The sequence below is a fragment of the Pseudoalteromonas rubra genome (genome assembly GCF_005887115.1).
In the GTDB taxonomy this organism is placed as follows: Bacteria; Pseudomonadota; Gammaproteobacteria; order Enterobacterales; family Alteromonadaceae; genus Pseudoalteromonas; species Pseudoalteromonas rubra_F.
Genome location: NZ_PNCJ01000017.1, coordinates 15,870 through 25,550 on the forward strand (window position 1 = coordinate 15,870; position 9,681 = coordinate 25,550).

The 9,681-nt window shown below is 50.8% G+C and carries 4 protein-coding genes; all 4 read left to right on the forward strand.

The genetic code is table 11. The annotated features are described in order from the left end of the window. Window positions 1-2: 2 nt before the first annotated feature. The 4 genes from CWB98_RS12355 (at window position 3) to CWB98_RS12370 (ending at window position 9,602) form a co-directional block, all read left to right on the forward strand. Window positions 3-4,406 carry a type I polyketide synthase gene (locus CWB98_RS12355; protein WP_138545157.1) on the forward strand — a complete coding sequence of 1,468 codons (4,404 nt, stop codon included), beginning with the start codon at window positions 3-5 and terminating at the stop codon, window positions 4,404-4,406. A 141-nt stretch (window positions 4,407-4,547) separates the two neighbouring features. Then, window positions 4,548-5,414, forward strand: coding sequence for a formyltransferase family protein (locus CWB98_RS12360; protein ID WP_212751136.1), 867 nt, complete (start codon window positions 4,548-4,550; stop codon window positions 5,412-5,414). A gap of 155 nt (window positions 5,415-5,569) precedes the next feature. Then, a complete protein-coding gene (locus CWB98_RS12365; protein WP_138545159.1) occupies window positions 5,570-6,973 on the forward strand; it encodes a hypothetical protein in 1,404 nt (467 codons plus the stop codon). 484 nt (window positions 6,974-7,457) lie between these two features. Continuing rightward, window positions 7,458-9,602, forward strand: a complete 2,145-nt coding sequence (locus tag CWB98_RS12370) for a TonB-dependent receptor (RefSeq protein ID WP_138545160.1) — start codon at window positions 7,458-7,460, stop codon at window positions 9,600-9,602. Window positions 9,603-9,681 lie beyond the last annotated feature (79 nt).

Sequence of the window (9,681 nt, forward strand, 5' to 3'; positions counted from 1 at the left end):
ACATGTCAGAACATGAGTATAGTGAACTGGATATTGCCATCGTCGGGATGGCGGGACGTTTCCCCGATGCGGATAACGTCGATGCCTTATGGCACAACATTCGCGCCGGGCAGTGCGCGGTACAAAGTTATGACGACGAGGCATTGCGTCGTGCCGGGGTGAGCGAATCCGACCTCACTGACCCGGATTATGTCAAGCGCGGTGTCCCGTTTGAGCGGCTCGCGCAGTTCGATGCCGAATTCTTTGGATATACACCGAAAGAGGCTGAGCAACTGGATCCACAGCAACGCCACTTTCTGCAAACTTGCTGGCATGCAATGGCTCATGCCGGGTTGCCACTGGGAGAACAAACGGGTGTATATGCCGGGTGTGGTGTGCCTGCCTATCTGATGCAAAATTTATTACAGGGTCAGTCACGTGATATCACCAGTTTACTGGCGCTGACCAATGGTAACGACAAAGACTCACTTGCTACCCGGGTCAGTTATGAACTGGATCTGAAAGGGCCAGCCGTCACAGTGCAAACAGCTTGCTCTACGTCTTTGGTTGCTGTTCATATGGCCTGCCGTGCCCTGCAGAATTTTGAGTGTGACTCTGCCCTGGCAGGGGGAGTATGGCTGAATTTGGCGCAGGATCAGGGTTATCATGCGCCTGCGGGTGGTAGCTTGTCACCGTCGGGTCAGTTGAGTGCATTTGGCGAGCAGGCCGATGGTATTCTGATTGGTAGCGGCAGTGCGGCCGTGGTTCTCAAGCGTTTGGCGGAAGCTCAGCAAGAGGGCGATCACATTCTGGCTGTGATCAAAGGCTCAGCAATCAATAACGACGGCCGTGATAAAGTGGGCTACACCGCCCCCAGTGTGACTGGGCAGGCCAACGCCATCATGGCGGCACTGGAGTTTGCAGATATTGAACCGCACAGCGTTGGTTATATCGAAGCACATGGCACGGGTACTGAGTTGGGCGACCCGATTGAAATCGCCGCACTGAGCCAGGCATACGCCAGTGATACAAAACAGTACTGCGCCATAGGCTCTGTTAAAACCAACCTGGGCCATCTTGATGCGGCGGCAGGTATCACGGGCCTTATCAAAGCGGTTCAGGCCTTGCGCCACCAGGAGTTGCCGCCAAGTTTGCACAGTCAGCCGCTGAACAGCAAAATTGACTTTGCGAACAGCCCGTTTTATGTCAACGACACACTCAAGCCCTGGCAAAGCAATGGACCACGGCGCGCTGCGGTCAGCTCATTGGGCATGGGGGGCACCAATGCCCATGTGATTTTGCAGGAGTATACGCACCAGCAGACAAGTGAAGTAAGCGCCTCAACGCCGTGGCAAGTGTTACCTCTGAGTGCCAGCAGTCAGGCCGCCTTGATGCGTCAGACGCAAGCGCTGGCCGATGCGCTGCAGCGTACCCCAGAGCAATTTGCCCAGCTTGCGGCTCAGCTGCAACACAAGCGCAGTGCTCTGGCTGTACGCTATGCGTGTGTGGCAGACAGTGCAGAGCAGGCAATTGCTCAGTTACTACGTGAACCGCAAGGTGACAAAGCGACGGCGCCGCGAGTGGCTCTCATGTTTTCAGGGCAGGGGTCTCAGTATGTCACTATGGCTCAGCCTTTGTTGCGTGATGTGCCTGCATTTAAGGCGGCATTTGACGAGGTGATGGCACACTTCCCGGACGCACTGAGCGCCGAGCTGAACAGTGTATTTAGCCCAGCAGACAGCGAGATCCTGACGGCCAATCAATTGCTCAATCAAACTCGGATCACTCAGCCTGCTTTGTTTGTGGTGGCTTATGCGACTGCGAAAGCTTATCAGGCACACGGTGTTCGCATCACGGCGATGCTGGGACACAGCATTGGGGAATATGCTGCGGCCTGCCTCGCGGGTGTGATGACCCTGGAGGTGGCAACGCGACTGGTGGCTGCGCGTGGTGAGGTCTTACAAAGCATGGCACCTGGCAGCATGTTATCGGTTATGGCTGATGGCAAGGCGGTTGCGCCTTACCTGAATGAGGAGCTGGATATTGCGGCGCTGAATAGCCCGACCAATACGGTTGTCGCTGGTACCCGCGAGGCAATAAAATCACTCCAGGGCGAGCTCAAAGCAGCGGATATTGCGACCTCCCGCCTTCATGTTTCTCATGCCTTCCACAGCCATCTGACTGAGGCTGTATTGCCTGAGTTTGCGGATACATTAGAACAGGTGTTGAGCACCTCATCACTTCAGGCGCCACACACGCCGTTTGTGTCGAATGTGACTGGCACCTGGATCACCGCAGAGCAGGCTTGTTCGGCTCAGTACTGGTTAGATCATATCCGCCAGCCCGTTAACTTTGTGAGCGGTGTCAGTGCGCTGGCTGAGCGATGTGATGTGCTCATCGAAGCCGGACCCGGGGATACCTTGCAAAAGCTTGCCAGACAAACTTTGGGCGACAGTGTGGTCGCACTGCATTCGGTGTCTCATGCACGCGACCTCAAAGCGCCGTTACCGCCATTTGCTAAAACCCTTGGTAAGCTTTGGCAGCTAGGGTGTGCCATCGACTGGTCACAGGTAACAGCGCGTCCGCACGGTCAGGCGAATATTTTGCCTGAATATGTGTTTGCAGATAGCGAATTTTGGGTTGAGTCTAAGCCATTCGAAACAGTCGCATTCTCAGCAGACAATGCACTGAATAGCGAGCCTCAGCTGTATGTACCACAATGGCAACAAGCGGTTGAGTTTGCACAAACCAACCGTGCTTTGCAGGATAAACATCTGCTGCTGATCGCGGCGGACACGCCACTGGTCAGTCAGCTGAGTGAAGCTTTGCATCAGGCTGGGGTAAAGGTCACTCAGGTTTGGCAGGGGGAGACCTTTAGCCGCATCAACGAACAAGCTTACCGACTTGATTTGGGGTCGACCGAGCAGTTGGCGCAACTTGGTGAGGCCATTGGGTCGTTCGAACAGGTCATTGATACACGTCTGACGGCAGCGCTTTCGTCAGACACACTGGGATACAACTTACTGCTGCCCGTGTTGCAGTGGCTGCTGTCTCTGGGCGGACGTCCACTCAGTGTACTGGCAAGCGATCTTTTTAACGTGTTAGGTGATGATATCGTCAATCCGGCCAAGGCATCAGTACTTGGGCTAACACGTGTGGCACCGCTGGAAGTTGCACAGCAAGGTTGTCAGGTGTTGGCACTCACCGAGGCGATGGTGGCCAGTCCGACTCCTGCACTGATTGCCGCGCTGGGGGAAGATTTAGCCCATGCCCGTGGTGAAATCGCCTATCGTGGCACACACCGCTTTACCCAGTCTCAGTGCGCTGTGCGCACCCAAACAGGCACAGTGAAAGCGACGACAAAGCCACAATGTACCTTGATCACCGGTGGATTAGGGGGTGTAGGCCTGGCACTGGCAAAACATCTGGCGCAACAGAGCCATCGTTTAGTCTTACAGACTCGTCAGTCCTTGCCTGACAGCGCACAGTGGGCACAGCTGGCGGAAGATGAACAGCAAACCCCACAACAACGTGCGCGTTATCGGCAACTACTCGACATTCATGCCCAGTGCCCACAGCTGCGAATACTTAGTGCCGATGTGACCGATTTAGCGGCCATGCGTGCGGCGTTCGACGCGGCATCAATTCCGCTTTCTTCTATATCTCAGGTGGTACATGCTGCCGGCTTGCCCGGCGGTGGGCTGGTTACTCAGCTAAGCGCTGAGCAGGTCGTTCAGAGTACAGCTGCGAAAGTACAGGGAACGCAAAACCTGCTGACTTTGTTTGCAGAGTCTGAGCTGGACACTATGGTACTGTGCTCTTCTTTGGCTTCCGTACTCGGCGCCATGGCTCAGAGTGATTATTGTGCAGCAAACAGTTATCTGGACGCCGTCGCGCAGCAGTCACATCCTTTTACTGTGAAAGTGCTGAACTGGGATGCGTGGCAAAGTACCGGTATGGCTGCCAATATTGAGTTGGCGGACGGGCTGGGTCTGACGCCGGATACGGCTTGTCAGTTGTTCGATAAAGCCATCGGTGTTGCACAGCCGCAGGTGTACTGCGCCAGCACTGAGTGGACACAACTTGTCAGTGCAACACGCGCTACCGAGCAGGCTATTCTGACGCGGTTAAACAAGCCAAAAGGTCATGCTCGCCCGGAGCTGGCGGTCGAGTTCGAAGCACCGGAAAGTGAACTTGAACATAAACTGGCCGCGTTGTGGGCTGAGTATCTGGGTTTTGACGAAATCGGTATTTTTGACAGCCTGCTGGAGCTAGGCGGTGACTCTTTGGTAGCCATTCAGATGCTGGCAAAGGCTAAGCAAATGTTCAGTGTTGAACTCGAACCTGCCGCCTTTTTCGACGATCCGACCATAGATAACCTGGCATATATGATTGAAGAACAACTGGTGGCGCAGCTACAGCAGTAACTCAGTGTAGTCAGATATCAGATGACGGCCTCCAGGTGAGGCCGTTTTTTTTGCGTTAAAAAAACACCGATAGCAAGCGTCTTATAGATGGACTGTGCAGCGGATGTACAGCGCAAAAATAAATAATAATCTGGATAAATGATGAAAACACTGAATTTGATATATATCTGCTCGTTACGCAATGCGGCGGCCGATCAGGCCGGACGTATGGTTGAGTACAAAGGGGAGCAGCGCTACATGATGTCTCCCCTTGAGCATCTGGTGGAGCAGCTGAATACAACCTCTTTAGGCCAGCAGTATGCGTTAAAAGCCGTTATTTTCGATGACGATCTGAGTCATGGACCTGATCAGCGCAAGCTGCAAGACTATGGCCTGGCGCGTGGTACCTCAAAAGGTCCCTGGATCTACCCGGAGTCACTTAACATTCAGGGCCAGCCGGTGGATGAGCTACTGCAGAATATTCCATCGAGCTATCGCAAAACACCGCTGAATTCACCTGAGCGGGTGGCTGGGAAAAAAGAGTTTGAGGCACAACTGGAAGCGCAACTGGATGCACTTGATGCCGATGTTGTTTTGCTGGATGGACTTATCCTGATTCTGGACGATTTAGCCAGTGCAGACAGTAAATACCACAATAAAATTGTGAATATTCATCCGGGGATCACGCGAGCAGATTCACCTTATCAGCGCCGCGGTGCGACCGCAACACTGGACGCACTGTACGGAGCACGTGGTCAGAAAGTCATTAATTGGGAGACGAAAGAAACCGTAAGCGTTCCGGTGATAGATAAAACAGGCGCTTCCTTTCACTACATTGATCAGGGGATAGATTCAGGTCCGGTGATCACTGACGTGATGGATACCCACATAAATCCGGACGACACCATTATTGAGATGCGCTGGAACAACTTCCAGCAGAGCCTTTTCCCTGCCATGATCAATGGCCTGAAGTTGCTGGCAGAACAACGCTTACCCCAGTCGGTAGCAGCTGACGCCGAATCTGCCTGATAGTGATAAGGTAATGGGGTATTGCCGTTACCTTTCCTCATCTGAAATTTGTCTGAAAAACACACATTATAAAGTTCGACTCTTGCGTTTGTTTTTGTGATATTATAACATATCTGTATTGTTACAATATAACGTATTATATTAGAGTAGTATTGATGATTTTCAGAGCAAAAGTATTGGCTGCAGCTGTATCTGCAATCTTGTTGTCGGCTTGTGGTGGTACAGACCATCAGGTAACCAAAACACAACAGGCTGTGTCTTCTGATGAATCGGTAACGGAAGACGAAAACAAAGCGGGTGAGGAGACGCACGACCATGACGAAGACATCAAAGATGTCGCGGGTCGTTTGCTGGTCACCAGTAGCGAGAGCAACGTTGTCAATATTTACTCTGCCGCAGAGCAAAGCCTGATTGAATCAGTGGGCCTGACGTATGCACCACAATATGCTTATGGGTCTGAAAACCATCGCTATGCCATTTTGGTGCAGCGTGAGCAGGGCATGGTGGAGTTTGTTGACGGCGGGCTATATAGAGAAGCCCATGGCGACCACTTCCACAATCATGAAGATGCACCGAGTAGTGTGTCTTTGCAGCTGGCATCGACTAAACCAACTCATGTTACCGTAAATGAGGGCGGAATTGCTGTCTTTTCGGATGGCGATGCTGCCACCCAAAAGGTGGCGTCTGTTGCCATGTTTGGTGAAGCGCAGATCAGCGGCGAGAGCGGTCAAGTCGTTAAGCTTAATTACAGCACGCATATGCATGGTGCTGCCCAGGCAAGAGGCGAGTATCTGATCAGCTCGCTGCGTGATAGCGAGAGCGACTCTCCCATGCCATCACAAATTGCTTTGTACCATGCCCATGATGACCATTTTGATCAGGAGCAGGTGTTTAGTGTGACTTGCCCTGTGCTGCACGGTAGTGCACAAAACGAAACCACCATTGTATTTGGGTGTGGTGATGGTGTTGCCATTATCTCGCAACAAGGGCAGTCGTTTAGTGCAACCAAAGTGGCTAACCCAGAAAGCTTTGCAGAGGGCATGCGTGTTGGCGCGATAAAAGGACATCACAAGCAAGAACAGTTCATAGCAAGCGCGAGCAATCAGTTGTTTATGTTGCACCCGGAAGATGGGGAGCTGGAAGCGCTGGAGTGGCAGGTCACCACTGGCAATCATCGCCTGAACTATTTTGGCTTTAGCCATGATGGTGAGCGCATAGTGACACTCGACAGTGCGGGTAAACTGAGCATTCTGTCAGGGCATGAGCACGAAGCAGAACAAGGCGGCGAACATCAGGGTGAACATCATTGGGAAGTGGCGCATGAAGTGTCGATTACTGACGCCGATTTAGTAAATATGCCTAAAGATCATAGCTTCTCACTGGCACTCTCATATGCTGAAGATGCTGTGTTTGTAACTGATCCAATAGCGAAGCAAATTAAAAAGTACGATCTGGAAACAGGTAAATTGGTACAAACAATTGAACTGGATGTAATACCTAATAAGCTTGTGTGGCTTGGCATTGCCAACAGTGAAAAAGAGCATGATCACGACCACTAAGCAAATCAGGTCGGGCTGAACCATTTTTGTAGTGTTAGTAAGCCATCTCGGGTAAAACCAGGTGGCTTTTTTTAAAAAGTAGGATCTTGAAGAGGGTGCGCTGGCTTAAACCTTAGGGTAGAAATTGGTCCCTAATGACTGGGTACTGTCAAAATCGAACAAACACATGAACACTCGCCGCAGGCACCGTTCGCAACAACCATTTTTGTAGTGTTAGTAAGCCATCTCGGGTAAAACCAGATGGCTTTTTTCTTATTCAGATTCAGTAGTGCTGTTTTGCACCTTTGTATCCACTTCCCTGATTTAGGGATATTAGAGCGTTATTTTTTATTAACACCAAACCACGCCTCAAAAGTAAACAGTTGAGTAGTAAATTTACCAACAAATACAGCTTAAGTTATCTTTTTGATAATTATTATAATTCGTACTAAATTTGTGCGGAGGGAGTTCGTCTGGGTGTCATAAATACAACTAGGATGAAACAATGAACCCACTCAAATACAGCTTACTGCCGCTCGCACTTGCCGTTTCCAATGCCGTCATGGCAGACGATAGTAAAGAAGACCTGAAGTCAATTGAACAGATAGTGGTGTATGGTGAAAACACCCAACGTTCACTGAAAGACACCACGTCATCTATTGCCGTTATTGATCAAGAGCAACTGAAAAGTGGTCAGGTTAACTCCTTGCTGGATGCCTTATCAGGTATTGCAAACGTTGTATTTACGGATAGCCTGCCGACGATCCGTGGCTTGCAAGGTGAAGGTGTATCTCAAGGCTTTAGTTCTTTTTCATCGGGTGCCAAGCCACGTGTATCTGTTATGCGTGACGGTGTTTCAGACCCGTTTGTTGCTAAGCTAAGTGGTGATTTTGGCCTGTGGGACGTTGAACAAATCGAAGTATTGCGTGGCCCACAATCGTCAAACAGTGGCCGCAACAGCATTGGTGGTATAGTTTACATCAAGACCAAAGAGCCCTCACTGACTGATTTTGAAGCTGCAACCCGTATTGGCTATTCAGACCTGAACGAAAATACAGAACTGTCGGGCATGGTCTCTGTGCCACTGCTGGAAGATCAGCTTGCACTGCGCGCCACCGTTCAGCGTAACGAAGGGGAGTCGTACATGGAGTATACAGGCACCTCTCCTCGAGTGGTGTACCCGTTTAATCCAAAAGAGCTTGAAGATACTCGCATGGACATCAAGCTAAAATGGCAACCCGCTGCACTCAGTGGCCTGGATATGCTGCTACATTACTCACGCAGTGAAGAAACCGGTGAGCGCCATTGGGGCTTCCAGGGGCCGGTATTAAATGGCAATGATCCGGTAAATACCAAAATTGGTCCGCAGTTATCGGACCGTGTTGTGTCCTATCAGATGGTGCCAACACCCGAGGGCCCCGTCGCAGGCTCATATGCGCGTGATAAAGACACAGAATATGACCGTTGGTCGTTACGCACACGCTATGAGATCAATGATGCGATTAACCTTGAAGTCATGTTGTCAGATACCGACTACCGCTATGAGTTCAGACAGTATCCGGAGCCTTGGTATGTCATCATGAACGACAGCGGCAAAACCTATGATGTGAAAGTGAGCTTTGTGGGTAATGAAACTGTCAGTGGTTATCTGGGTTTGTACATGAATGATCGCGACCAGACTTTCTTCCGTGAAGGTTACTACAAAGGGACTGATGACAGTGAAAACCAGGCAATCTATGGTGAGGCAACCATCAAGGTGAGCGATCAGGGCCGTGTGGTCCTTGGTGGTCGAATCGAGGATGAAGAGCAGTATCGATTCTTCGATGGCGCTGAAATGGCGAAGCGATTTGGTATGCCTAATATCGAATTTGTCACCGATGTTGATAATCGCATTTACCTGCCAAAACTGGCCTATCTGCACGATTTAAACGATAACATCACAGTCAACGCCAGCTTCCGCAAAGGGTACAGCTCGGGCGGTGGTGACTTCCACTGGTTTAGCATGAGCAATTACACTTTTGAGCCAGAGTATGTCGATACTTTCGAAGTCGGTTTGCGCTCTACGCTTATGGACGGTGACTTAAACTTCGCGGTAAATGTGTTTTACAATGACTTCGAGGATTACCAGTACTACGGTACCGGTCCAACGGGTAACCCGAATGACTTTAGCATCATTAACCTGGCGAAAGTAAAAAGCGCCGGCTTTGAAACTGAAGCGCGCTATGCCATCAACCCAGATCTGACCTTGTCGGCAAGTTTTGGCTGGATGGACAGCACGGTTGACGAAGCGAATGCTGAAAATCCAACAGTACGTGACAAAGCGCTGCCAATGGCGGCCGATATCACGGCTGGATTAGGGCTGGAATTCTGGGCCACAGACAAGTTCCAATTAACGGCGCGTAGCAACTATGTGGGTGAGTATTACAGCAAGCTGGGTGAAAAAGCTGAGCACCTGGCAGGCGACTACGCCGAGTTTCATTTCTCTGCCGCCTATGTTGAGGAAAACTGGCGTATCGATGCTTATGTAAACAATGCCTTCGATCACGACAGCTTGATCAGTGCAGGTCGGGTAACCGGCTCAGACGTATTTATTTACGGTGACTACACGGACCCAAGAAACATGGGTATCTCGTTTAGCTACACCTTTTAATTTGTAAGCCTATCATGCCCGCGTAAGCGGGCATTTTTCTCTCTCTGCACAGCCCACTCAGGTACCTTGCTCAAAGTCA

Coding starts and splice junctions, on each gene's coding strand:
- CWB98_RS12355 (WP_138545157.1), top strand. CDS start 3: ATGTCAGAACATGAGTATAGTGAACTGGATATTGCCATCGTCGGGATG.
- CWB98_RS12360 (WP_212751136.1), top strand. CDS start 4,548: ATGAAAACACTGAATTTGATATATATCTGCTCGTTACGCAATGCGGCG.
- CWB98_RS12365 (WP_138545159.1), top strand. CDS start 5,570: ATGATTTTCAGAGCAAAAGTATTGGCTGCAGCTGTATCTGCAATCTTG.
- CWB98_RS12370 (WP_138545160.1), top strand. CDS start 7,458: ATGAACCCACTCAAATACAGCTTACTGCCGCTCGCACTTGCCGTTTCC.